General features: G+C 70.1%; 22 protein-coding genes and 1 tRNA gene. 7 read left to right on the top strand and 16 right to left on the bottom strand.

The genetic code is table 11. The features are described from left to right. Nucleotide 1 precedes the first annotated feature (1 nt). From Q0R13_RS11260 to Q0R13_RS11250, 3 genes are all read left to right on the top strand, one after another. Complete coding sequence (locus Q0R13_RS11260; RefSeq protein WP_293903886.1) at nucleotides 2-727, top strand: methyltransferase; 726 nt, start codon at nucleotides 2-4, stop codon at nucleotides 725-727. Between the two features lie 108 nt (nucleotides 728-835). After that, nucleotides 836-1,744: a hypothetical protein gene (locus Q0R13_RS11255; protein ID WP_293903884.1), complete on the top strand. Its 909-nt coding sequence runs from the start codon at nucleotides 836-838 to the stop codon at nucleotides 1,742-1,744. Between the two features lie 4 nt (nucleotides 1,745-1,748). Then, nucleotides 1,749-2,069, top strand: a complete 321-nt coding sequence (locus tag Q0R13_RS11250; RefSeq protein ID WP_293903882.1) for a hypothetical protein — start codon at nucleotides 1,749-1,751, stop codon at nucleotides 2,067-2,069. Here the strand turns inward: Q0R13_RS11250 and Q0R13_RS11245 are convergent. From Q0R13_RS11245 to Q0R13_RS11230, 4 genes are all read right to left on the bottom strand, one after another. Further along, nucleotides 2,066-4,732, bottom strand: coding sequence for a valine--tRNA ligase (locus Q0R13_RS11245; RefSeq protein WP_293903880.1), 2,667 nt, complete (start codon nucleotides 4,730-4,732; stop codon nucleotides 2,066-2,068). The two genes, Q0R13_RS11250 and Q0R13_RS11245, sit on opposite strands and share 4 nt — an antisense overlap. A 196-nt stretch (nucleotides 4,733-4,928) precedes the next feature. Continuing rightward, entirely contained in the window at nucleotides 4,929-5,519 is a 591-nt protein-coding gene (locus Q0R13_RS11240) for a DUF2497 domain-containing protein (protein WP_293903878.1), read from the bottom strand. Between the two features lie 81 nt (nucleotides 5,520-5,600). Beyond that, a complete protein-coding gene (locus Q0R13_RS11235; RefSeq protein ID WP_293903876.1) occupies nucleotides 5,601-7,175 on the bottom strand; it encodes a TolC family outer membrane protein in 1,575 nt (524 codons plus the stop codon). A 129-nt stretch (nucleotides 7,176-7,304) separates the two neighbouring features. Next, nucleotides 7,305-7,868 carry a protein-L-isoaspartate O-methyltransferase gene (locus Q0R13_RS11230; RefSeq protein ID WP_293903874.1) on the bottom strand — a complete coding sequence of 188 codons (564 nt, stop codon included), beginning with the start codon at nucleotides 7,866-7,868 and terminating at the stop codon, nucleotides 7,305-7,307. Between the two features lie 104 nt (nucleotides 7,869-7,972). Here Q0R13_RS11230 and Q0R13_RS11225 point away from each other — a divergent pair. Continuing rightward, nucleotides 7,973-8,046 (top strand) — tRNA-Cys (locus tag Q0R13_RS11225). 301 nt (nucleotides 8,047-8,347) lie between these two features. On the opposite strand, the gene Q0R13_RS11220 is transcribed toward Q0R13_RS11225, so the two are convergent. From Q0R13_RS11220 to Q0R13_RS11210, 3 genes are all read right to left on the bottom strand, one after another. After that, nucleotides 8,348-9,721 carry an FAD-containing oxidoreductase gene (locus tag Q0R13_RS11220; RefSeq protein WP_293903872.1) on the bottom strand — a complete coding sequence of 458 codons (1,374 nt, stop codon included), beginning with the start codon at nucleotides 9,719-9,721 and terminating at the stop codon, nucleotides 8,348-8,350. Nucleotides 9,722-9,767: 46 nt separating this feature from the next. Further along, a complete protein-coding gene (locus tag Q0R13_RS11215) occupies nucleotides 9,768-10,673 on the bottom strand; it encodes a TylF/MycF/NovP-related O-methyltransferase (RefSeq protein WP_293903870.1) in 906 nt (301 codons plus the stop codon). Nucleotides 10,674-10,768: 95 nt separating this feature from the next. Beyond that, nucleotides 10,769-11,233, bottom strand: a complete 465-nt coding sequence (locus Q0R13_RS11210) for a DUF4126 domain-containing protein (RefSeq protein WP_293903868.1) — start codon at nucleotides 11,231-11,233, stop codon at nucleotides 10,769-10,771. A gap of 60 nt (nucleotides 11,234-11,293) precedes the next feature. Between Q0R13_RS11210 and Q0R13_RS11205 the strand changes: the two genes are divergently transcribed. Beyond that, complete coding sequence (locus tag Q0R13_RS11205) at nucleotides 11,294-12,010, top strand: SDR family oxidoreductase (RefSeq protein ID WP_293903866.1); 717 nt, start codon at nucleotides 11,294-11,296, stop codon at nucleotides 12,008-12,010. Between the two features lie 6 nt (nucleotides 12,011-12,016). On the opposite strand, the gene Q0R13_RS11200 is transcribed toward Q0R13_RS11205, so the two are convergent. The 7 genes from Q0R13_RS11200 to Q0R13_RS11170 all read right to left on the bottom strand — a co-directional run bounded on the left by Q0R13_RS11200 (nucleotide 12,017) and on the right by Q0R13_RS11170 (nucleotide 18,923). Continuing rightward, complete coding sequence (locus Q0R13_RS11200) at nucleotides 12,017-13,687, bottom strand: glycosyltransferase family 4 protein (protein ID WP_293903864.1); 1,671 nt, start codon at nucleotides 13,685-13,687, stop codon at nucleotides 12,017-12,019. Nucleotides 13,688-13,779: 92 nt separating this feature from the next. Then, on the bottom strand, nucleotides 13,780-14,784 hold the full coding sequence (locus Q0R13_RS11195; protein ID WP_293903862.1) for a CorA family divalent cation transporter: 1,005 nt from the start codon (nucleotides 14,782-14,784) through the stop codon (nucleotides 13,780-13,782). Between the two features lie 37 nt (nucleotides 14,785-14,821). Beyond that, nucleotides 14,822-16,918 (bottom strand): prolyl oligopeptidase family serine peptidase, encoded by a 2,097-nt coding sequence (locus tag Q0R13_RS11190; protein WP_293903860.1) that lies wholly within the window; start codon nucleotides 16,916-16,918, stop codon nucleotides 14,822-14,824. An 84-nt stretch (nucleotides 16,919-17,002) separates the two neighbouring features. Beyond that, nucleotides 17,003-17,386, bottom strand: coding sequence for a type II toxin-antitoxin system VapC family toxin (locus Q0R13_RS11185; RefSeq protein WP_293903858.1), 384 nt, complete (start codon nucleotides 17,384-17,386; stop codon nucleotides 17,003-17,005). Continuing rightward, nucleotides 17,373-17,678 carry an AbrB family transcriptional regulator gene (locus Q0R13_RS11180; RefSeq protein ID WP_293903856.1) on the bottom strand — a complete coding sequence of 102 codons (306 nt, stop codon included), beginning with the start codon at nucleotides 17,676-17,678 and terminating at the stop codon, nucleotides 17,373-17,375. Before Q0R13_RS11180 ends, Q0R13_RS11185 begins: the two co-directional genes overlap by 14 nt. A 75-nt stretch (nucleotides 17,679-17,753) precedes the next feature. Beyond that, nucleotides 17,754-17,891, bottom strand: a complete 138-nt coding sequence (locus Q0R13_RS11175) for a hypothetical protein (RefSeq protein WP_293903854.1) — start codon at nucleotides 17,889-17,891, stop codon at nucleotides 17,754-17,756. Between the two features lie 45 nt (nucleotides 17,892-17,936). Continuing rightward, nucleotides 17,937-18,923, bottom strand: coding sequence for a YafY family protein (locus tag Q0R13_RS11170; RefSeq protein WP_293903852.1), 987 nt, complete (start codon nucleotides 18,921-18,923; stop codon nucleotides 17,937-17,939). A gap of 73 nt (nucleotides 18,924-18,996) precedes the next feature. Between Q0R13_RS11170 and Q0R13_RS11165 the strand changes: the two genes are divergently transcribed. Next, nucleotides 18,997-19,296 (top strand): hypothetical protein, encoded by a 300-nt coding sequence (locus tag Q0R13_RS11165; protein WP_293903850.1) that lies wholly within the window; start codon nucleotides 18,997-18,999, stop codon nucleotides 19,294-19,296. An 81-nt stretch (nucleotides 19,297-19,377) separates the two neighbouring features. Continuing rightward, nucleotides 19,378-20,904, top strand: a complete 1,527-nt coding sequence (locus Q0R13_RS11160) for a DHA2 family efflux MFS transporter permease subunit (RefSeq protein ID WP_293903848.1) — start codon at nucleotides 19,378-19,380, stop codon at nucleotides 20,902-20,904. Between the two features lie 6 nt (nucleotides 20,905-20,910). On the opposite strand, the gene Q0R13_RS11155 is transcribed toward Q0R13_RS11160, so the two are convergent. Together Q0R13_RS11155 and Q0R13_RS11150 are read right to left on the bottom strand one after the other, a co-directional pair. Further along, nucleotides 20,911-21,273, bottom strand: coding sequence for a DUF6285 domain-containing protein (locus tag Q0R13_RS11155; protein WP_293903846.1), 363 nt, complete (start codon nucleotides 21,271-21,273; stop codon nucleotides 20,911-20,913). Then, complete coding sequence (locus Q0R13_RS11150) at nucleotides 21,270-22,241, bottom strand: phosphotransferase family protein (protein WP_293903844.1); 972 nt, start codon at nucleotides 22,239-22,241, stop codon at nucleotides 21,270-21,272. Before Q0R13_RS11150 ends, Q0R13_RS11155 begins: the two co-directional genes overlap by 4 nt. Between the last annotated feature and the right edge of the window lie 130 nt (nucleotides 22,242-22,371).

Raw genomic sequence — 22,371 nt, 5'->3', positions numbered from 1 at the left:
CATGAAGCTCAGACTCGTACCGGCGCTGATGGCGCTGATGATCGGCGCGGCCGGCGTCGCGACCTTCGCCGCCGCCCAGGTTCCGGCGCCGGGCGCCGACGCCATGACCGACCCCGCCATGAAGCGCGCGGAGGTCATCGCCTTCATCGGCGTGAAGCCGGGCGACAAGGTCGCCGACATCGTCGCCGGCCGCTTCGTGCGCGCCCTGAGCGCGGCGGTCGGGCCGAACGGGAAGCTCTATGCGGTGATGCCGGCGGAGGTGGCGAAGGCCCATCCGGAGGTCGTGGGCATGCTGAAGGCCGGCGCGAGCGCGCCAGGCTCCAACATCGTGGTCATGACCCCGCCGGTGAACGCCATGGGTCTGGCGCCGGCCAGCCTGGACGCCGTGTTCATCCGGCAGAACTACCACGACCTCTACGACACGTTCACGGGGCCGGCCGACGTGCCGGGGTTCAACCGGCAGGTCTATGCGGCGCTGAAGCCCGGCGGGGTCTACGTGATCCTGGACCATGCGGCGGCGGCGGGCGCACCGATGAGCGTGACCGAGACCCTGCACCGGATCGATGTGGCGCAGGTGAAGAAGGACGTGCTGGCCGCCGGCTTCAAGCTGGATGGCGCGAGCCAGGTGCTGGCCAACGCCGCGGACGATCACAGTGCGATGGTGTTCAATCCAGCCATCCGCGGACAGACCGACCAGTTCCTGCTGCGGTTCCGGAAGCCGAGGTAGCGGGTCAGAGCGCGCGGACGCCCTCGGGCGGGGCGATGACGCGGCGGGTTGCAACAGCCGGCGACGCGCCCTTAGCTTGGCCCGGCCGTATCCGGGAGGGGACGTGACATGCCCGATCGACTTCGCCTGGGGGCGACCGCGCTGGCCGTGATCGCGCTGAGCGGGTGCGCGACGGGCTATCCCGCCAAGCAGATCGCCAAGACCGGCGCCGCGCTTGGCGCCGTGCAGACCACCTTCGCCGACTACTACGGCAACCTGAACGCGCTGCGGCGCGACGCCTATATCCGCAGCCAGGTCTATCGCGGCCAGACCGTCAACGGCGGCGACCCGGCGCTGAAGGGCTCCATCTACCCCGACGACGCGATCCAGGCGCGGCTGGCGGCGCTGGACGTCGTGGGCCGCTACACGAAGCTGCTGGACGCCTATGCCAGCGGGTCGCAGGCCAAGGACGTCGGGGCGGCGGTCGGCGGGCTGAGCGACGGCCTGTTCGCCCTGCAGGCGCGGATGGCCGCGGCGGGGGACGACGCGGGCCTGGCCGCCTACAAGGCGCCGGTCAGCGACCTCGTCACGGCGGTCTCGACCTGGATCGTCGACGCGCGGCTGCGCAGCGGGTTCAAGGCCAGCATCGGGGCGACCACGCCCAAGGTGCGCAAGGTGCTGGAGTTGCTGAAGGCGGATGCCGCGAACGTCCTGCAACCGACCAAGCAGATGGACAGCCACCGGGAGTTCGCCGACTTGGTGACCTATTACAACGACAACGCGGGCAAGCTGGATCCGGCCCAGCGCGCCGCCCTGGCGACCGCCCTGATCGACTCCGCGGCGGCGCGCGACGCCAACGAAGCCATCGACCTCGTGGGGATCGTCACCGCGGCCGACAAGGCGGTGGCAGCGCTGCAGAAGAACATCGACGGCGCGGCGACGCCGGCGGAGACCCGCGCGGCGGTCGACGAGTTCGCGGCCCGGGTGACGCGGCTCAAGGCCATTGTCGACAAACTCGACGCCGCCCGGAAGAGGTGATCCCATGCCTGCCAGCCAACTCGACCTGCCCGCCCTGGCGAAGGCGGTCAGCGACGCCTACGACGCCAGCATCGACCTGGCGCTGGATTCTGCGACGCGGCAGGATTTCAAGGACAAGGCCGACGCGCTGTCCAAGCGCTTCGACCAGCTTTCCGGCCACTGGTTCGAGACGACGACGGCGGAGTTCACCGCCGCCTCGAAGACCCTGGATGAGAGCCTCGACGCCATGCAGAAGCCGCTGGACGACGCCGCTAACGCGGTGGCGGCGCTGGGCCTGCTGAAGTCCCTCACCGGCGCCCTGGACGCGGTGCTGGGCCTCCTCTAGGCGGCGACGCCGAGCCGGGCCAGGGCGCTCTCCAGCTTGGCCTTGGCGGCCTGCGCCTCGGCCAGCCGCTCGCGGTTCTCCTCGACCACCTCCTCCGGCGCGCGGACGACGAAGTCGGCGTTGCCGAGCTTCTTGGCGGTGCGGTCGATGTCGGCGGCGAGGCTGGTCACCTCCTTCGAGAGGCGGGCGCGTTCGGCGGCCAAGTCGATGAATTCCGCCACCGGCAGGGCCAGGGTCGCGCCCTCAACCACGTAGGGGATCGCGCCCTCCGGGACGGCGTCGACGAAGCTGAGCTCGGAGACTCGCAGCAGGCGGGCGACCAGGGGCGCGTTCTCGGTGAGGATCCGGCGCTGATCGGCGCTGGTCTCGACGACCAGCAGGGCCGGCTGGGCGCTGGCCGGGACGTTCAGTTCCTGGCGCACCGAGCGGCCCTCGGTGATGGCGGCGATCAGCAGGGCGATCTCGGCGTCGGCCGTGGGGTCGATCAGCTCGGACGCCAGCTCCGGGAACCGGGCGGTCATCAGGAAGCCGGCCTCGGCGCGGGGGGCGCCCAGATCCGCGGTCTGGGCCCACAGCTCCTCGGTGATGAACGGCATCACCGGGTGCAGCAGCTTCAGGATCACGTCCAGGGCCCAGGCGGTGGTGGCCTGGGTCTCGGCCTTGGCGGTTTCGTCGTCGCCGGTCAGCAGCGGCTTGGCGAACTCCACGTACCAGTCGCAGAACTGGTTCCAGATGAAGCGGTAGAGGAGCTCGGTCGCCTCCCCGAACCCGCACTCGGCCAGGGCCGCGGTCACCGCCTGGGCGGTGCGGGCGGTCTCGCCGACGATCCAGCGGTTCAGCGGGACTTTGACGTCAACAGGGTCGAACCCCTCGGCGCGGGCGCAGCCGTTCATCTGGCAGAACCGGGTGGCGTTCCACAGCTTTGTGCCGAAATTTCTATATCCCTCAATCCGTTGCCGGCTCAACTTGATGTCGCGCGCCTGGCCGGACATGGCGGTCAGCGTGAAGCGCAGCGCGTCGGCGCCGTAGTCGTCCACCAGCTCCAGGGGGTCCATGACGTTGCCCTTGGACTTGGACATCTTCTTCCCCTCGGCGTCGCGCACCAGGGCGTTGATGAAGATGCGCTTGAACGGGACCTCGCCGGTGAAGTGGATCCCCTGCATCATCATCCGGGCGACCCAGAAAAAGATGATGTCGAAGCCGGTGATCAAGGTGTGGGTCGGGTAAAAGCGCGCGAGGTCGTCGGTCTTCTCCGGCCAGCCCAGGGTGGAGAACGGCCACAGCCCCGAGGAGAACCAGGTGTCGAGGACGTCCTCGTCCTGGCGCAGCGGTGTCGGGCGGCCATAGTGCTCCTCGGCCTGGCGCATCGCCTCGGCCTCGGTCTCTTCCACGAACGCCTTGCCGTCCGGGCCGTACCAGGCTGGGATGCGGTGACCCCACCAGAGCTGGCGCGAGACGCACCACGGCTGGATGTTGCGCATCCACTCGAAGTAGGTCTTCTCCCAGTTCTTCGGCACGAAGACGGTGTCGCCGTCCTCGATGGCCTTGATCGCCGGCTTGGCGAGGACGTCCGCGGCGACGTACCACTGGTCGGTCAGGTAGGGCTCGACGACGACGCCGGAGCGGTCGCCGTGCGGCACGGTGTGGCGGGTCTTCTCGATCTCGCGCAGCAGGCCCAGGGCCTCGAACGCCTCGACCACCTTCTTGCGGGCGACGAAGCGGTCCAGGCCGCGGTACTCGACCGGTGCGTTGTCGTTGATGCGGGCGAAGTCGTCGAAGATATTGATGACCGGCAGGTTGTGGCGCTTGCCGACCATGAAGTCGTTGAAGTCGTGGGCGGGCGTGATCTTCACCGCGCCGGAGCCCTTCTCGGGGTCCGGATACTCGTCGGCGATGATCGGGATCGGGCGGTTGACGATAGGGAGGCGCACGGCGCGGCCGACCAGGGCCTTGTAGCGTTCGTCGTCGGGGTGAACGGCGACGGCCGTGTCGGCCAGCATGGTCTCGGGCCGGGTGGTGGCCACGACGATCTCGCCGGAGCCGTCCTCCAGCGGATAGGCGAAGTGCCAGTAGAAGCCGTCGACCTCGCGCGGCTCGACCTCCAGGTCGGAAATCGCCGTCTGGAACTGCGGGTCCCAGTTCACCAGCCGCTTGTCGCGGTAGATCAGCTTCTGCTTGTGCAGGGTGACGAACACCTTGCGGACGGCCGCGCTGAGCCCCTCGTCCAGGGTGAACCGCTCGCGGCTCCAGTCGCACGACGCGCCCAGGCGCTTCAGCTGGTTGACGATGGTGCCGCCGGACTTGGCCTTCCATTCCCAGACCTTGGCGACGAAGTCCTCGCGGCCCAGGTCGCGGCGGCTATGGTTGCCGGCCTCGGCCAGCTGGCGCTCGACCACCATCTGGGTGGCGATGCCGGCGTGGTCGGTGCCGGGCAGCCACAAGGCCGCCTTGCCGCGCATGCGCTCGAAGCGGATCAGCACGTCCTGCAGGGTGTTGTTCAGCGCATGGCCGATGTGCAGCGAGCCGGTGACGTTCGGCGGCGGGATGACGATGGAGAACGGCTCGGCCGCCGGGTCGTCGGTCGGCGCGAAGCCGCCCGAGGCCTCCCAGGCGGCGTACAGGCGCGGTTCGGCGGTCTTGGGGTCGAAGGTCTTGTCGAGCATGGCGGGGGTCTTCTGAACGAGCGGCTGCAATACCGCAATTCCTCCCCATCGGGGAGGTGGCGCGAAAGCGCCGGCGGGGGTCCGCTCAAAAGGCCGCAGCGGCCGTCGGCGCATCCGAGGCGTCCGGTCGGGTCTTCTGAGCGGACCCCATCACCCGCTTCGCGGGAGCTTCCCCAGGGGGAGCATTGGGGAGCAATTACCGGATCCGGCCGCGGGCGATGCGTTCGACTTCGGTCTGGACGGCGTCCTGGACGATGGCCCCGAGGTTCTCGTCGAGCCATTGCTGCAGCAGGGGCTTCAGCAGTTCGCGGACCACGTCTTCCAGGGTCCGGTCGGACCGCGGCATCAGGATGTTGGCGGTCAGCTGGCCGAAGCTCGCGGCGGCGGCGACCGCGACCCGTTCGCTGACCAGCGATTCGAGGGCCTGCGGCGGGGGCGGCGGTTCCGGCTCGGGCGGTGCGAGTACATCCAGGTCGCCGTGGGTCTCGACCTTCTGGGTCAGTTCGAGGTCGTCGTCGTCATCGTCCTCCTCCGGGACCGCGACCAGGACCGGCTCGGGCGCGCGGGCGATCACCGGGGCCGGCTCCGGCTCGGGCTCCGGTGCGGGCGCGGCGGCCGGAGCGGCGGCGGCGGGCTCGGGTTCCGGTTCAGGCTCGGGCAGCGCCGGCGCCGCCTCGGCGACCGCCGCAGCGCCATCGCCGGCGGGCGTCTCGTCTTCGGAAATGATCCGGCGGATGGAGGCGAGGATCTCCTCCATGGTCGGTTCTTGAGAAGACGTTTCAGACATGACCCTGCCGCCGCGGTTGACACTCAGCGCCAGACCCTAGGCGCGCCCGCGTCATCCTGCAATTTCCTGCCTAACAGCGCGTCAACGGGTCGCCGGGGCCGGCTTGACAGCGGGCCCGGGCTGCAGGCCCGGCGCGATCGTCGGCTCGGCCGGTCTGCCGACCGGAGCCTTCGATTCCCATGGCGTGGTGACCTGGTCGAAGGCGGCGATCGGCTCTTCCCACGGCACCCAGCCCCAGGTCATCCGCAGGCGGCGGAAGTTCTTCGTGGCGTCGTATTGCGGCACGCCCGGGATCAGGTTCCTGGCCTCCAGCCGGCCCATGGTGGCCAGCACATTCGCGGCGGCCACATATTCGTCGCGCCGCGAACTGACCGAATTGAGTTCCGCCGTGCGCAGTTCCTGCTCGGCGTTCAGTACGTCGATGGTGGTGCGCAGGCCCACCTGCTGCTCCTGGCGCGTGCCCTCGGCGGCGATGCGGGCGGCGCGAACCTGCTCGTCGCTGGAGACGATGTTGGAGCGCGCCGCGATCAGCTGGCTCCAGTACTGGGTGATTCCCTGCAGGACGTTGCGGCGCACGCCCTCGGTGGTGATGCGGTCGACATTGTTGCGCTCCACCGCCTGGCGGATGCGCGAGGTGGTGAGGCCGCCGGTGAACAGCGGAATGGTGCCCTGCACGGTCGCGGTGATGCCGCGGCTGTAGAGGTCCCCCTGCAATACCGACTGCGGGGGTTCGGGGATCGCCGGTCCATTGAAACCGTAGGTCGCCTGAAGCGCGAAGCTCGGCATGCGATCAGCCTTCGCGCCGGCGATGCGCGCGCGGCTGGCCTGCTCGGTGAACAGCTGGGCGCGGAGTTGCGGATTGTCGTCCCCGGCGACCTTGTAGGCCTCGTCCGGGTCGGTGGGCAGCAGGTAGGCCAGCGACGGCTCGGGCGCCAGGTCGGCCGGGTTCTGCCCAACGAGCGTGGCGTACCCGGCGCGGGTGATGGCCAGCTGGGCGACGGCCGACTGCAGCAGCGCCTGGGACTGGGCCAGGCGGGCCTGGGACTGAGCCACGTCGGTGCGGGTGATCTCGCCGACATCGAATCGCGCCTGCGATTCCTGAAGCTGCCGCGTCAGGACGCCGACATCTTCCTGCCGGATGCGAAGCGATTCGGTGTCGCGGCGGGTGTCGGAATAGGCCTGGATCACCGAGGTCAGCACCTGGGCCTCGATCCGGCGCAGGTTCTCGCGGCCCGCGAGCACGTCGGCGTTGGTCGCGTTGACCGAGGCCGAAACCCGCCCGCCGGTCCAGATCGGCTGGTTGAAGGTCAGGCCGATGCGCGACGAATTGGTTTCAAAGATGCCGAACGCCACGCGGTCCGGGATGCCGTCGCCATTGCGGTCGAGGCCGGCGCCGGCGGCGCGGCCGGGAATGCGGACTTCGTTGTACGACGCGGACGCGCCCAGGCTCAGCGTGGGCCGCCAGCCGCTGCGGGCCTGGACATAGGTCTCGTCGAGGGCGCGCTGGGTCGCGCGCTGGGCTTGCAGCGTGGGGTTGTTCTGATAGGCCATGGCGACGGCGTCGGCGAGCGTCTCGGCGCCGGCGGGCAGCGCCACGCCCAAAGCGCCCGCGCAGAAGGTCGCAGCCAACAGGCGGCCACGGAAAGTCATCAGCATTCGTTATCCCCGATCTCGCGAGAGACGTCTTCTATATGTGTCGTCTGCCGTCTGGACCAAGCCGCGTCACCTTAAGCTTTTTTCACGCCTCGGTTTCGAAGGTGTTTCAGGTCAAGCTTCCCAACGGACCTAGAACGCAAACCCGTGTTGCGGCTCAAAACCCGCCAGCACGGGCGGGAAGCCGTCGAACAGTTCGCGGCGGCCGACCCCGTCGGCGGCCCGGACGTAGAGGCAGGCCTTGCCTACCGGGCCCGACCGCTCGACCACGCCCAGCCGGCCGTTCATCGCCAGGGCTGCGCGCCACGCCTGCGGCGCGCAGCCCACCGCGCCCTCGCAGACGACGATGTCGAAGGTCCCCTCCGGCAGGGCCGCCGCGGCGTCGATCTCGGTGACCGGCACGCCCATCGCCGCGATCACCGCCGCTGCATAGGGCGCCGAGATCGCCAGGGCGCGCTCGCCGGGCATGGGCCGCAACGCCTGGATGAGCTTGGCCACGTCGCGCGGCTTCAGCAGCCAGCGGCCGGGGGCGTACTCGACCTCCAGGTCGGCATAGGCCTGGAAGGCCCGGGCCGGCGGCGCGAACCGCTCGCGCGGCAAGGCCCGCATGGCGTCCTGGATGCGCACGTCGGTGACGTCGGCGGTGCGCACCTGACTCTCCACCATGTTTAGGCGGGCGGCGGCGAAGTCGGCCATCGGGAATCCTTGCGGGCGCGGTATCCGTGGCCGGGGTTATAGCGCCCGCGCCCGGAAGGCAATTGCGGCTGATGGGCCGTTCTGATAGCACCGCGCGCTCTGGTGGCCCGATGGCGGAGTGGTGACGCAGCGGACTGCAAATCCGTGCACCCGAGTTCGATTCTCGGTCGGGCCTCCAGCCGTCGCAAGTCCTGAGACGTGTTCAAGGCCACGCGGCATGCGCCGCGGCCGGCGCTCGATCCGGGCGTGGGTTTCCGAGCGAAGGCAGGGCTAGGGACAGGGCCCTCTTCAACCCCTCGGCCGTCATCCCGGCCTTGTGCCGGGGATCCATCGAGCCGCCGGCACGGCCGTGGGAGCAGGCCGCGCCGCGCGGCCTGCCGCAATGACTCGCGCCAGCTGAGGCATGGATCCCCGGCACAAGGCCGGGGATGACGATCCGAGGGTGGGGAACAAGCGATCTGCGGAATTGGGCCATCACCTCAGGGCTTCAGTTCGCTCAGCACGGTCGGGATCAGTTCCGAGACGGTCGGGTGGATGTGCATGGTGCGCATCAGGGTGGTGTAGGGCTGCTTCGCGGCCATGGTGTCGAGGATGGCGTGCACCGCCTCATCGCCCTCCACGCCCAGGATCGCGGCGCCCAGGATGGCGTCTGTGTCGGCGTCCACCACCACCTTCATGAAGCCCTGGGTCTCGCCCCGCTCGACCGCCCGGCCCACGCGGGTCATCGGCCGTTTGCCGACCCGGATGCGCCTGCCCGCCGCCCGGGCCGCCGCTTCGGTCAGGCCGCAGCGGCCCAGCGGCGGATCGATGAACAGGGCATAGGTCTCGATCCGGTCGCTGACCCGGCGCGGGTCGTCGTCCAGCAGGTTGGCGGCGACGATCTCGAAGTCGTTGTAGGCGGTGTGGGTGAAGGCCCCTCGCCCGTTGCAGTCGCCCATCGCCCAGACGCCCTCGACACTGGTGCGCAGCTGGTCGTCCACGGCGATGTAGCCGCGGGCGTCGGTGGCGATGCCGGCGGCGGCCAGCCCCAGGTCCTCGGTGTTGGGCCGCCGGCCCACGGCCAGCAGCACATGCGAGCCCACCACCTGCGGCGCGCCGGTCGTACAGTCGACGCCGACGCCAATGTCCTGACCCTCGCGGGAGAAGGCGATGCAGTCGGCGTTGAGCCGCATCTGGATCCCCTCGGCCTCGAGGATTTCGCGGATGGCGTCGGAGACGTCCTCGTCCTCGCGGGCCACTAGGCGCGACGACTTCTCAACCACCGTCACCTCGGCGCCGAACCGGCGGTACATCTGGGCGAACTCCAGGCCGATGTAGCTGCCGCCCACCACCACCAGGTGACGGGGCACGACATCCAGGTCCACCATCGAGACGTTGTTGAGGTGGGGCACATCGCGCACGCCGGGCATGTCCGGCACGGTGGCGCGGCCGCCCACATTGATGAAGATCCGCGGCGCGGTGAACCGCTCGCCGTCCACCTCGATCTCATGCGGGCCGACGAAGGCGGCGTGGCCCTCGATGACCCGGCAGCCCGTCATGCCCTTCAGCCAGCGCTCGACGCCGTGGCGGGCGTTCAGGGTGACCGTGTGGGCGCGCTCGCGCACCCGGGACATGTCGATGCCCACCGGCCCGGGCAGCAGGACCCCGTAGTCCGCCGCCCGCCGGGCCATCCGCGCGGTCCTGGCGCTGGCCACCAGGGCTTTGGTGGGCATGCAGCCGGTGTTGACGCAGGTGCCGCCGAAATACTTCCGCTCGACCAGGGCGACGCTCATCCCGGCGGCGGTGAGCCGCCCCGCCAGCGGCGGACCCGCCTGGCCGGCCCCCAGGATGATGGCGTCGAAAGTCTGGGTCATGGCGGCGCCTCCGGATCGGAGCCACACCATAGCCCAGTCCCCGCGGCTAGCGCTTGACGAACAGGCCCTGGCCGGTCGGAAGCGCCAGCACGTGCAGGCCGCGGGCGGCGAACCAGCGGGTCTCGGCCACATACTGCGCCCGCGCCGTGGCCCAGGCGAAGTCGTCGAACAGGATGATCCCGCCGCTGGACACCCGCTCGAACAGCGCCTCCAGGGCGCCAATTTCGGCGGTGGGGTTGTTCATGTCGATGTGCATGAAGGCGATGGTGTCGGGAGATCCCTGGGCCAGCACCTCGGGCACCCGGCCCTGGATGACGTCGATGTTGGGGAAGGCGGAGAACCGGGCCGTGACCTCCTCAAATGAGAAGGTGCCCTCGTAGAGGTTCTTGTTGGTCTGCTCCCAGCCGGGCGCGACCTGGTCGTCGGGGATACCCTCGAAGGTGTCGTACAGCCACCAGCGGCGCGGCCAGTCCTGGAAGCCGACGTATTCGGCGCAGAACAGGGTGGTGTGGCCCTTGAAAACGCCCAGCTCGACGAAGTCGCCGGGCACGTCCTTGACCTGCCGCACGCACCAGAGCGCGCTCTGCAGGTTCCACTGCCAGTTGGCCAGCGGCAGCAGCGCGGCGTGGCGGTCGCACAGCTCGACGAAGCGCGGGTCCTCCATGAACGGCAGGGTCTTCCACCAGGTGGCCAGGCCGGCGCCCACGAACGGCGAGGCCGTATCCTCCGCCTCCAGCAGCTTGAGGATGTCCAGGTTCATGCCCGGGGTCGTCGTGGACGAGGCGATGCCGATCCGCAGGCGTATGGCGCGCCGCGCCTTGGCGGTCGCCCGCCGCAGCGCGACGCCATAGAGCTGGCCCGCCATGCGCAGCTCGCCCGTGGCCACCAGGCCATCGGCCATGGCCACCAGCTGCGGGACCGTCGGCTCGTTGATCGTCAAGTTCCCGGCCACGCCAGCGCTCCTGCCGCCCCTACCGGGCGCACTGCGGGGCTGTGTGTCGGACGGGCGCGCCAAATGCAACGGCGGCGGGGCGCGAAACCGTGGCGTCAGAGCAGGCCGAAGATGACCAACACGGCGCCGCCGACCGCGACTAGGTCCTCGCAGAGCGCTGCGGGCAGATCGCGGCCGAGCCGGCCCGCCAGCGAGCCGCGCGCCGCCGCGCCGCCGAAGGTCCCCAGCACCGCGCCGGCCGCGCCCAGCACCGCGCCCTGGGCCAGCGCGCCGGCCGATGCGCCGACCGCCGCGCCGCAGAGCGCGCCCATCAGCACCCGCGCCCCGAACTGCACCGGGACCTTGCGGCTGGGGGTGATCGACAGCTTGTCGGTGACCAGCTCGACCGCCGCGAATGCGGTGAAGATCCACGGCGTGAACGCCGCACCCAGGAAGGCCATCGGCGTCCCCCCGAGCCTGAGAACCCCCAGCGCCGCCGCCCAACTCGCCGCCGCCGGCGCGGTCATCGCCCGGAGGCCCGCGATCACGCCCAGCAGCAGGGCGGCCAGATAGAGGGTCATGCGCGGTCTCCCCCGGAGCCAGATGCTTGATCATCCAGGACGGGCACCTTAACCGAAGCCATGCCAAACGCCCTCCCCCATGTCCTGGTCACCGGCTCGACGCGGGGGATCGGCGCGGCGATCGTAGAGGCGCTGACCGGCCGCGCGCGGGTCGTGGGTCACGGGCGCCGCGACGGGCCCGACACCCTGGGCGCCGACCTCGCCGACCCGGCCGCCGCCGAGCGCCTCTGGGACCGGGCGATCGAGCGGCTGGATGGCCGCATCGACGTGCTGATCAACAATGCCGGGGTGTTCGAGGCGGTCGCGGTCGACGCGCCACTTGCCAACTGGCAGGCGCAATGGTCGCGGACGCTGCAGGTCAACCTGCAGGCCGCCGCCGACCTTTCACGCCGCGCGATCCTGCACTGGCGCGAGCGCGGCGCGCCTGGCCGCCTGGTCAATATCGCCAGCCGTGCCGCCTATCGTGGCGATTCGCCGGCCCACTGGCACTACGCCGCCGCCAAGGCCGGGATGGTAGCGATGACCAAGTCGATCGCCCGTGGCTATGCGGCGGAAGCCATCCTGGCCTTCGCCATCTGCCCCGGCTTCACCATGACCGGCATGGCGCAGGACTACCTGGCCAGCCGCGGCGGCGACCGGATGCTGGCCGACATCCCGCTCGGCCGGGTCGCCGATCCGGGCGAGGTGGCGACCGCAGCCGCCTGGCTCGCCCTGGAGGCCCCGCCGTCCATGACCGGCGCCGTCCTGGATATCAACGGCGCGAGCTTCGTCCGTTAAATAGGCTCAGCCGGCGGAGAGCCGGATCAGGCCCATCTTCGCCAGCAGGCCGGCCGAGCGGATCACCACCGTCACGTTCAGGGCCAGCGTCGCCGCGGCGTCGGCCACGCCGACCGGACCATGGAGCGCCAGCGCCATCAGCGCCTGGGTCATCTCGTGCGGCATGGCGACCTCCCAGAACAGCGGGTGCGCCGCGATCTGCTCGAACCGCGCCATCGACGCCCCCTCGGCCGGGCTCAACAGGGTGCGCGGCCCGAGGCTGAAGGTCGGGTAGTGGCCGAAGGCGTCGAAAGGGTCGAGCCGCCGGGGGGTTACGCGCGGCGCGGCGCTCCACCGGACCATCGCGACCGGATCCGCCAGGGCGTGGCGGCGGCGCGCATCAAGCTCGCCCCACAGGGCCTGATAGACGCGGTAGACGCTCGGCCAGTCGTAGACCTCGCGGGCATGCAGGCGCGCGGCGTCGCCCATCCGGCGGCGCAGCGGCGGGTTGGCCACCAGCAGGCTGACGCAGTCGCACAACTCCGACAGGTCGACCGAGGTCGTCGCCGCCGCCGCCCAGCCGTAAAGGTCGTAACTCATGACCCCGGCCTCGAACGCGAGGGCGAGCGACTGGCCGGCGCCCGCAGTCGGCGCCCAGGTAGAGATGCGGAAGCCGTCGACCCCGCTGCGCACCGTGTCGCGATAGCCGTTCCAGTCGCTGACGATCAGCGGCAGGCCGGCCGCCTTCGCCTCGATGGGGGTCAGGCCGAAGGTCTCCTGGATGCCGTCGGAGAGCGAGAAGAAGATGTCGCTGCCGGCCCAGGCGTGACGGCGGGGGCTGGTCTCGCGCCCGTCCACGAAGATGGTTCGGACATCCGGCGCGAACTCGGCGGCGCCGCGGACGAAGGCGTCCTCGATGAAGCTGTTGGGCGCCCAGCCGCTCATCACCAGGGCGACCCGCTGGCCGGTGCGCTCGGCGGCGGCCTGCAGCGCCTGGTACATCGGCAGCGGATGGGCCTTGCCGTGGAACAGCAGCCGCCCGACGTAGAGCCCGGCCACCTCGTCGGGCTCCAGGCCCAGGGCGGCCCGCGCCGCCGTCCGGTCCGCCGGGCTGAAGTCGAAGTCCGCGCAATGCACCCCCAGCGGGATCACCGGCAGCTGCGGCCCCTCGATCCGCACCGCCTCGCCCAGCCGCCAGCGCAGGTAGTCGGCCTCCGCCGCCTGCACTCGCCGGATGGTCTCCAGCACCGCCGTCGAGGTGCAGACCAGGGCGTCCCACGGCGCGATCGGCTCGCGCAGCAGGTCGGCGGTGGCGTCCATGCTGCTGCTGCTGGCGGTGGTGTGGGTCACGCCGCACAGCGAGAAGGCGGCGACGCCCTGGCGCAGCCGCAACCGGGCGAAGGTCGGCACGGTGACGTCGCCGAGGTAGAGCACGCCGGGATCGCCCAGCCCGGCCAGGTCGGTCCCCTGCACCATGGCGGTGCGGGCGGCCGGGTCGATCTCGCGCACGATCGCCTCGAAGCCCCGCGCCGCGGCCGGGGTCGGCGCATAGCCGTGGATCGGCCCGTCTCCGCGTGCGGCCACGGCGGCCCGCAGGAAGCCATGGCCCGCGGTGTGGCGGCCCATCAACTGCGGGCGCGATACGTCGAAGGCGTCCGGCTCGGCGCGGATGGTGGCGGATTGGAGGGGTTCGGACACGGGGCCTGACTAGGGCTTGTTGGGCGAAAGTGTGAGCGGTTTCGGCGGCGAGGCTGTGGTTTGGCCAAGGGGCGGTTCTCGGGCCCTTCTGCTCAGGGCAGCATGCCCATCCGGCGCAGCATCCACAGCGCGCCGCCGACCATTGCCACGCAGATCACGCTCACGGCCAGGAACCCGGTGGGCGAGTGGGAGAAGGGGATGCCCTCGACGTTCATGCCCCAGGCCCCGACCACCAGGGTCGGCGGGATCAGCAGGGTCGAGATCACCGTCAGGGTGCGCATCGCGCGGTTGGTGGCGTTGGTGATCAGGGTGTCGACCTCTTCGTGCAGCAGGCGCGCGCGCTCCTGCAGGCCGCCAGCCTCGCGGTCCGCGTCCTCGACGGCCGCGATCAGGTCCGGCAGCCATTCGGCCAGGAGCTCGACCCGCCGCGCGCCCCGCCCGGCATAGCCGCGCATCAGCGCGGTGCGCAGGGCCTGCACCTCGCGTCGGTAGCGCGAGAGGCTGCGGCGCACGGGGCTGAGGCCCGTGTCGGCCAGGTCCTGCGGTTCGGTCAGCACATAGTCCTCGACGGTGGCCAGGGACGCGCCGAGGTCCTCGAATATCTGCTCCACGCGGTCGACGTAGTGCTCGATCAGCCGCGCCAACGCGGCCGCAGGGCTCTCGAACGCGAGCCCGCCGTCAACCTCGTGGCGCAGGTCGTCCACGGCGCGCAGGGCGTGCAGGCGCCCGGTGATCAGGCGGGTCGCGTCCAGGGCGAACACCAGCCGCCCCTCGCCCTGCGGCCGGCCGGCCAGGTCCCGCTCCAGCTCGGGCAGCACGCCGTAGACCCAGCCGTCGCCCTGTTCGATGTGCACCCGCGCCTCGCGGCGGACGAACAGGGTCCTGGCGTCGGCGGGCAGGCCCTCGACCTTGTCCAGCAGCAGTTTGGAACGCAGGTCGCCCAGCGCCAGGTGGGACCAGACCCAGGCCCCCTCGTCCGGTCCCGGATCGAACTCCGGCCCAGCCGAGGCCGCCGCGATCCCGCCGGCGAAACGATAGGCGCACAGCAGGCCCGAGCGCGGCCCGACCAGATCCTCCAGGGTCCGGTGCAAGGTCACGCGCGGACTCCTCTCTCGCAGATCGGGTAGCCGACGGTCAGTCCATCAGCCGCTGCTGCAGGTAGGTATACTCCAGCGCCTGGCGCATGGCGCGCTCGTTGAGGTTGGCCGAGGCCGCGTGGCCGCCGTCGATGTTCTCGTAATAGAGGTAGTCGTAGCCGTATTCCTTCAGCCGCGCGGCGGCCTTGCGGGCGTGGGCGGGGTGGACGCGGTCGTCCTTGGTGGACGTCTCGATGAACACCCTCGGATAGGGCTGGCCGGGTTTCAGCTTCTGGTAGGGCGAATAGGTCATCAGCATCGCCCGCTCGGCCGGGACCTTGGGGTCGCCATATTCGCCGATCCAGGACGAGCCCGCGCCGATGTGGTCGTAGCCGATCATGTCGAACAGCGGCACCTGGATGACGATGGCGTTGTAGAGCTCCGGGTGCCTGGTCAGGGCAACGCCCATCAGCAGGCCGCCGTTGGAGCCGCCGACGATGCCCAGCTTCTTCGGACTGGTGATCCTGCGCGCGATCAGGTCCCGGGAGACGGCGAAGAAGTCGTTGTAGACCCGCATGCGGTTCAGCTTCAGGCCGGCGTTGTGCCAGCGGGGACCGAACTCGCCACCGCCGCGGATATTGGCCACCGCGAAGACGCCGCCCTTCTCCAGCCACAGCTTGCCGACCGCGCCGGAGTAGGTGGGCGACTCGCTGACCTGGAAGCCGCCGTAGGCGTTGAGCAGCGTCGGGTTGGTCCCGTCCAGCGTCAGACCCTGCTTGTGGACCACGAAGTACGGGACCTTCGTGCCGTCCTTCGATGTGGCCCAGAACTGCTCCACGGCGAACTTCGAGGCGTCGAAGCGGTCCGGCAGGGCGCGCAGTTGCGTGGGCTGGGCGCCGCCGCCGGCGTCGGCCAGCCACTGGCTGGTGGGTGTCAGGTAGCTGGCAACGTTCAGCAGCAGGCGGTTGTCGTGGTCCGACGTGGAGTCGATGCCGATGGTGGAATCCTTCGGCAGGTCGAGCGCGGTCGTCTCCCAGCCCGCGCCGACCCGGCGCAGGCTCTGCACCTGGCCCTTCACGTCATCCAGCAGCACGACGACCAGCCGGTCGTGGGTGGTCGCCACCTCCTCCACCGCCTGGCTCTCGCTGGGCCGCAGGATCAGCGACGGCTTCAGGTCGCCCGGCTGGGCCTTTGCCGCCGCCAGGTCGACGTCGATCAGGTCGCCCTGCTTCAGCCCCTTGGCCGGCCAGTCCTCCTCCAGGCTGAGGATCATCCGGCCGGAAACGTAGCCCTGGATGGTCGACTTCTTCGGCAGGTCCAGGCGGGCGGTCGTGGCCCCGGTCAGCAGGTACTTTTCGGCGTTGAAGGTGTCGAGCGGCCGCTGGATCACCACGGCCTGCACCTTGCCTTCGGGATCGCGCAGCACGGCCGGCTGCACGCCATAGCCGCCATCGGCAGCGGTCCCGCGATAGACCTCCTTGGCCGAACTCAGCGGCTGGCCGCGCTTGAGGACCTTGGCGATGAACGGATAGCCCGAGGTGGTGACGTCGGCCTTGGTCCAGTCGGTGACGACGAACAAGGTGTCCTTATCGAGCCAGTCGAAACGATGCTTACCCTCGGCCAGGTGGAAGCCGCCCTCGACGAACCTGCCGGTTTCGGTGTCGAACTCGCGGACCTCGACGGCGTCCTTGCCGCCGTTGGAGAGGCTGACCAGGCAGTAGCGGTCGTCCGGGGCCAGGCATTGGGCGCCCTTCCAGACCCAGTTGGCCGTCTCGGCCTTGGACAACGCGTCCAGGTCCAGCAGGGTCTTCCAGGCCGGGGCGCCGGCGCGGTAGCTGTCAATGCTGGTGGTGCGCCAGACGCCGCGCACATGCTCGGCGTCCTGCCAGAAGTCGCGGAACGCGCCGTCGCCGGCGAAACCCACGGCGGGAATCCGGTCCTTGGCGGTGGCGATCTTCAGGGCATCGGCATAGAGGCCGCCATAGCGCGGGTCGTTCTGCAGCTGTGGCAGGGAGCGCGCGTTCTCAGCCTTGGCGAAGGCCAGCGCCTTCGCGCCCTCCGCCTCCTCCATGTAGACATAAGGGTCCTTGGGCGGCGCGGCGGCGCCCATCAGGAAGACTCCCGCGAGCAGGGTCGCGGCGACGGACAGACGCATGGTTGGGGTCTCGATGGCACGATGGCGCGGACGCTAGCCCGACGTAACAGGGACGTCACTAGCCGTGCTGCGGGCGGTGTGGTCTCAAAGCAGGCGCACGGGCGGCGCCTCGGTTTGCGGCAGCTTTGCGAGCTCACGATCGAAGGTCAGGAAGCTGTCGCAGCCCGCCGCGCCGGCGGCGGCGTGATGCAGGGCGTCAGCAAAATCGAAGCCCGCTCGGGCCAGCTTCAAGGCGTGGCTCACGTATTGCGGATGCTCGAGGCGAATCCGCGGAAGGCCGACAAAGGCCTCGATCGCCCGGCTCGCGTCGAGCCGATAAACTGTCCGCAGAACCCACTCGGCCTCAAGCAGGACCGTCGTCGGGACGAAGAGATCCTCCTCGCCCAGCAGCGCCCTCACACGTGCCGACTGCTCAGCGTCGTCCCCCGTCAACGCCCGGACGATCAGATTTGTGTCAATCGCAATCACGACGCCGATAGTCTTCCTTGATCCGCGCGTCATCCTCGGCGGCCGCTCGCAAGACAGCTGCGTTCATCTCTTCCACGCTGATGGGCGGGCCGTCATACTTCAGCATTCCGAAAACCTCTTCGACGGTCGTCGGCTTGAAGAGAGGTTCAGATCTCAGCAGTACGCCGTCGTCCGTATCCTCTACGACGAGTTTCGTACCCGCGGCCCAGTTGCGACGCTCTCGGATCGCCTTGGGCAGAATCACCTGCCCCTTGGTCGACAAGACGGTCGTTTGCGTTGCCATCACAGCCATGATCGTTTCCAGGTAAGACCTGGGTAAGATGGCGATCTGAACTCACGAGGTCAATGTCTCACTCACCGCAGGCCGTCAGCCAAGCCCGAGCAACCCGACGAAGGCGATGGGCAGCATGAACACGACGAGCGTCGATAGACTCAGCATCGCCCGCCGACGGCGGCGCGCATGGCGTTCGGTTTCGTAGGCGGCGGCATAATCGAGGGTGGTCAAGGCCTGGCTCCCGGTCTGATGGGGCGACGCTAGGCGCGGGGTACGTCAGTTCCGGACGTGGGCGCGGCGAGCGATCTCGATCTCGCCGACCAGCATGTCCTGCAATGCCTGCGGCGCGACCACGCGCACCTTGTCGCCCCACGTGAACAGGTGCCAGGCCAGCTCGCGCATGCCGCTGGCGCGGAAGCGGACGGTGACCGAGCCGTCGGGCTGGTCCTCCACGCGCTGGTTGGCGTGGAAGCGCCAGCGCAGAGCGTCCTCGCGGCCCTGCGGCGTGATGCTCAGCACCACGTTCTCGGTGTCGTCCTGGTAGATGCCGAAGCTCTCGTCGGCGTAGGCCTGGAGCGAGAAGCCCTCCGGCCGCGACCCGGCCCGTCCGGTGACCTCCACGTCGAAGATGCGGTCGAGCCGCCAGTTGCGCGGCCCGGTCTCGGCGCCCTCCTCCGCGGCCACCAGGTAGTTGGAGCGGCCGAACAGGATGCCGTAGGGCGTTACCTCCCGCACCCGGCCGGGCGTCGACCCGCCCTCGTAGCGGAAGCGCAGGGTCGAGAGCGCCTTCACCCCCTCGCGCACGCTCGCCAGCACCCCGGCTTCCTCGAACGGCCGCGGCCCGGCGGTGACGGCGATGGTCTCGGCCTGCAGCAGGGCCTCCAGGTCCGGCGCCAGCCTGCGCCGCGCAGCCGCCCGCGTCGCCGACAGCACCTTGTGCTCCAGCGACCTGAGCGCGGCGGCCCGGCCGGAGGCGCCCTGCCGGTCCATCATCTCGGCCGAGGCCGACAGCGCCGCCAGTTCCTCCGCCGTGGGGGCCTGGAACAGGTGATCCAGGCCCGAGGGGATGCGGAAGCGCCGGGTCGGCGGGTCGGCCACCTCCTCCAGCTGCGGGAACACGTCGCGGACGGCGTCGCGCATCCGCTCGGCGGTGCGCCGGCCGACCCCCAGCCTCTGCGCCATCTCGTCGAGGGTCAGGCCCTCGGCGGTGCTGGCCAACCACCGCGCCAGCTCCAGCAATCGTCCAGCTTTTTCGTGTCGCATCCGGCCAACGTCCGATTCTGTCGTACCTACGGAATAGAACGGAAACATCGACAACCCGCAAGGCGCTCGACCGATGACCTCACCGTTCCAACCCCGCCGCCGCCGCAGCCCATTCGCCCCTCGCCCCGTCCAGGCGCCGAAGCCGCCGCCGCGCCCGCTGCCGCCGGCCGCCGTGGTCGACGCAGTGCTGCGCTTCCACGACGTGGCCGTGGACCAGGGCGGCCAGCGTACCTTGCTGCGGCTCTCCGAACGCCGGCTGCACGACGCGGAGGTGGAGGCCGCGCTCGGCCCCCACGCGTCCCGCGCCGCCCGCGTCGCGATCCTCTGGAACGAGCGCGAGAGCGAGATCATCCGCGTGCTCGAAGCGGCCTGATCCGCCCGCCTTACGCCACGTCCCGCTTGGTATCCGCGCCGGCCGTGGTCATGGTGGCGTGGCCTCCGGGGGGATCGGCGTTTGGCGTCAGACCAGGACATCGCGAACCGGATCCCGATCACGGGCGCCCTGATGCTGGCCACGCTGATGAGCACGCTGGACAGCACGATCGCCAATGTCGCCCTGCCGCACATGCAGGGCAGCCTCTCGGCCTCGCAGGACCAGATCACCTGGGTCCTGACCTCGTACATCATCGCCACAGCCCTGATGACGCCCCTGTCCGGCTGGCTGTCGCAGAAGATCGGCCGCAAGCGGATGCTGCTGCTCTCGATCGGCGGCTTCACGATCGCCTCGATGCTCTGCGGCGTCGCCACCAACCTGCCGGAGATGGTCGCCTTCCGTCTGTTGCAGGGGGTGGCCGGCGCGGCGCTCATGCCGCTGTCGCAGACGGTGATGCTCGACCTCTATCCCCAGCGGCTGATCCCGCGGGTGATGAGCCTGTGGAGCGCAGCGGTGATCCTGGGGCCGATCCTAGGGCCGACGCTCGGGGGCTGGATCACCGAAAACCTCACCTGGCGCTGGGTGTTCTACATCAACCTGCCGATCGGCATCATCGCCACGGTCGGCCTCTACACCGTCATGGCCAAGGACCCGGGCGGACGGCAACGACCGTTCGATTTCCTCGGGTTCGGCGCGCTGGTGGCCTTCATCGGCGGCTTCCAGGTGCTGATGGATCGCGGGCCCACCCAGGACTGGTTCGCCTCGCGGGAAATCTGGTTCGAGACCGCCATCGCGGCCGGCGGCTTCTGGGTGTTCGTCGTCCAGACCGCGACCGCCGAGCACCCGTTCTTCCATCGCGACCTCGCCAAGGACGCCAATTTCGTCGGCACGGCGATCTTTGGCCTGTTCGTGGGCGTCCTGCTGTTCTCGACGACGGCGCTGCTGCCGTCCTTCATGCAGCAGCTGCTCGGCTATTCGGCCTTGCAGAGCGGCATCGCGAGCGTTCCGCGCGGCGTGGGCTCGCTGGTTTCCTTCCTGATCGTGCCGCTGGTGATGGCCCGGCTTGGACCGCGCACCGCCTTGATCATCGGCCTGGCGATTTCCATCGCCGCGCTCGGGATGATGGGCCGGTTCGACCTGATGATGACAGCCCAGCCGATCATGGTCAGCGGGTTCATCCAGGGACTCGGCACGGGGCTGCTGTTCGCGCCGCTCACCACCCTGGCCTACGTCACGCTCGACCCCATTCACAGGGTCGAAGGCACGATCGTCTCGACCATGGCCCGCAGCCTGGGCTCCAGCGCCGGCATCTCGATCGTCCAGGCGATGGTGATCCGCACCAGCGCCGCGGCCCACAGCCGGCTCGCCGACGGCATCGACCCCAGCAACCCGCTGATCCGCTACGCGCTGCCGGCCTTCATGGACCCCACCCAGGCCACCGGCCTGCTGACGCTGAACGCGGAGGTCACCCGCCAGGCGGCGATGATCGGCTATGTGAACGTCTTCAGCTGGATGGCGTTGGCGCTGGTCCTGCTGCTGCCGCTTATCCTGATGCTGCGGCCGACGCGGGGGCTGCGGATCGAGCGCCCCGACGTCCACGCGGACTGAGGCGGCTCAGACCATCGACCCTTCCGGCCGATAGCTGGGCTGGTCGATGGCGATCTGGTCGCGGGCCATGACCTGCAACGCGGCGAGCAGGCCGGGCGATTCGACGGTGAGTTCGCCGGCGCGGATGCGGGCGCAGAGCTCGGCGTTCAGTTCGGCGAAGGCGCCGGCGAGGCCCAGCACCTCGCCCATCCGGGCGATGGCCTGCGCATCCGCCGCCGGGCCCTGGGTCAGCTCCCGTCCGACGGTGGCGAGCGCATTGGCGGCGACGCGGGCCAGGAAGGCGTTGCGCGGGTCCAGGCTCGGGCGGATCTGGTCGATCCAGAGGGCCACGGACTTGACCAGTTCCTCCGTCGTCGGATGCGAGATCACAGGCCTTCCTCCAGCAGCACCACGAGGTCGGCCTCGGTCTCCGAGACGCGGCGGCCGATCATCGGGCGCTCCACCGACTTCTCCAGCCCGTCGCGCCAGCTCAGGTACATGGTCAGGCACATGACGCCCCAGCGCAGCGAGCCCAGCATCTGCCAGAACCGCACGCGGCTGAGCTCGATGGGCCGTCCCCCCGCCGCCGCATAGCCGGCCAGCAGGTCCTCATAGGCCCCGAATCCGCCCACCGGCCGGTCGGGCCGGCCGAACCGCCAGGAGTTGGTGCAGATCCAGCCCATGTCCTCGGCCGGGTCGCCGATGTGGGCCAACTCCCAGTCCAGCACCGCGGCGACGCCGATTTCGGGGTCGAACATGATGTTCCCGTTGCGGAAATCGCCATGCAGCAGGGTCGGCTCGACCGGCGGCGGCGTGTGCCGGCGCAGGTACTGGAACGCCAGCTCCAGGATCGGCCGCTCAGCGCCCGTGGCGCGGTAGACCTCTTCGTAGCGGTCCAGTTCGAGGTTTGCGTCGACGGTCTTCAGGTTCAGGCCGGCGGGAGGCTGGGTGGCGTGGATCGGGACCAGCACCTCGCCGCACTGGCGCGCCAGCCGCGGGCGGATCGCGTCGAACCGCGGGTCGCTGGTGATTCGCTTGCCCAACGTCTCGCCGCCGACCCGGACCATCACATAGGCCTCGCCCAGGCCGTCGGCGGCGTCGCAGACGTGGCGCACCTTCGGCGCCCGCGCGCCGTTGGCGCCGGTCGCCTGGATCAGCGCCGCCTCGGTGGCGAGGCTGACCGAGCGCGCGGTCTCAGCGTCGAACGGCGCGCTGCGGCGGCGCAGGATCAGCGACTCGCGCCCGCCCTGCCCGTCCACGCCGAACGCCCAGGTCTCCATGCTCGCACCGCCGGACAGGCGCTGCGCCTCGGTCAGGCTCGCACCCGCGCCGCCCAGCCGTTCGGCCAGTCGTTCCAACCCTGCGCGGACATCCAATTCCATGACCCGACGGAACCTGTTGCTTGGTCTAATCTCATCCCGATCTGGCGGGCGAATGGGCGGCTTGTAAACGCCTCCCCAACGTCAAGCCCGCTGAAGGACCGCGCCC

It is taken from the genome of Phenylobacterium sp. (genome assembly GCF_025351295.1).
Taxonomy (GTDB): Bacteria; Pseudomonadota; Alphaproteobacteria; order Caulobacterales; family Caulobacteraceae; genus Phenylobacterium.
The sequence above is the reverse complement of the archived record's forward strand: the minus strand, read 5'-3'. Positions and strand labels throughout refer to the sequence as shown.

Bases quoted from the DNA above. Each gene is read 5' to 3' on its own strand.
- Q0R13_RS11260 (WP_293903886.1), top strand. From the start codon at position 2: ATGAAGCTCAGACTCGTACCGGCGCTGATGGCGCTGATGATCGGCGCG.
- Q0R13_RS11190 (WP_293903860.1), bottom strand. From the start codon at position 16,918: ATGCGTCTGTCCGTCGCCGCGACCCTGCTCGCGGGAGTCTTCCTGATG.
- Q0R13_RS11180 (WP_293903856.1), bottom strand. From the start codon at position 17,678: ATGGCTGTGATGGCAACGCAAACGACCGTCTTGTCGACCAAGGGGCAG.
- Q0R13_RS11210 (WP_293903868.1), bottom strand. From the start codon at position 11,233: ATGACCCTCTATCTGGCCGCCCTGCTGCTGGGCGTGATCGCGGGCCTC.
- Q0R13_RS11240 (WP_293903878.1), bottom strand. From the start codon at position 5,519: ATGTCTGAAACGTCTTCTCAAGAACCGACCATGGAGGAGATCCTCGCC.
- Q0R13_RS11250 (WP_293903882.1), top strand. From the start codon at position 1,749: ATGCCTGCCAGCCAACTCGACCTGCCCGCCCTGGCGAAGGCGGTCAGC.
- Q0R13_RS11255 (WP_293903884.1), top strand. From the start codon at position 836: ATGCCCGATCGACTTCGCCTGGGGGCGACCGCGCTGGCCGTGATCGCG.
- Q0R13_RS11220 (WP_293903872.1), bottom strand. From the start codon at position 9,721: ATGACCCAGACTTTCGACGCCATCATCCTGGGGGCCGGCCAGGCGGGT.
- Q0R13_RS11245 (WP_293903880.1), bottom strand. From the start codon at position 4,732: ATGCTCGACAAGACCTTCGACCCCAAGACCGCCGAACCGCGCCTGTAC.
- Q0R13_RS11235 (WP_293903876.1), bottom strand. From the start codon at position 7,175: ATGCTGATGACTTTCCGTGGCCGCCTGTTGGCTGCGACCTTCTGCGCG.
- Q0R13_RS11205 (WP_293903866.1), top strand. From the start codon at position 11,294: ATGCCAAACGCCCTCCCCCATGTCCTGGTCACCGGCTCGACGCGGGGG.
- Q0R13_RS11230 (WP_293903874.1), bottom strand. From the start codon at position 7,868: ATGGCCGACTTCGCCGCCGCCCGCCTAAACATGGTGGAGAGTCAGGTG.
- Q0R13_RS11170 (WP_293903852.1), bottom strand. From the start codon at position 18,923: ATGCGACACGAAAAAGCTGGACGATTGCTGGAGCTGGCGCGGTGGTTG.
- Q0R13_RS11165 (WP_293903850.1), top strand. From the start codon at position 18,997: ATGACCTCACCGTTCCAACCCCGCCGCCGCCGCAGCCCATTCGCCCCT.